At 72.6% G+C, this 427-nt stretch carries 1 protein-coding gene; it reads right to left on the bottom strand.

What is annotated here, in order from left to right; genetic code table 11:
- A partial coding sequence (locus tag AC559T_RS17145; RefSeq protein ID WP_498869385.1) for a KS-MAT linker domain-containing protein occupies nucleotides 1-345 on the bottom strand: 345 nt, incomplete at its 3' end.
- Nucleotides 346-427: the final 82 nt, after the last annotated feature.

Genomic DNA, 427 nt, shown 5'->3' with positions numbered 1-427 from the left:
AAAAACCGGACCCTTGGAACGGGTGGATGCGATACCGGACACCATTCCTGGATCCGGGAGGTCCTGTCCCAGCATGTTCAAGCCGGCGGTCAGCCCCGCCCGGTCCGACACGACCGCGACGGCACGGTGCGCGAGCCGGGCCCGGACCGCGAGCGCACTGGCCACCGCGACAGGCGAAACATCGGACCTCTCCTGGACAAAATCCGCTAGCCGCGCCGCCTGGGCGCGCAGCGCCTCCGGCGAGGCGCCGGACAGCACGACCGGAACGATCGCGTCGTCGTCGCCTGCGGCGCCCGGCCCGTCCTGTCCGGTCGGACCCTGCTCTGCCTCGTCGGCCCCGGTCACACGAGTCTGGGCGGCGGCTCCGGATGAGGGCTGCGGTGTTTCCGCCGGTGACTCCGCGGGCTCCCCTGGCGACCAGGCCGCC

Source organism: Frankia sp. Hr75.2 (genome assembly GCF_949319125.1).
Classification (GTDB): Bacteria; Actinomycetota; Actinomycetes; order Frankiales; family Frankiaceae; genus Parafrankia; species Parafrankia soli.
Note: the sequence above shows the minus strand (reverse complement) of the source record. Positions and strands in the feature narration are given on the sequence as shown.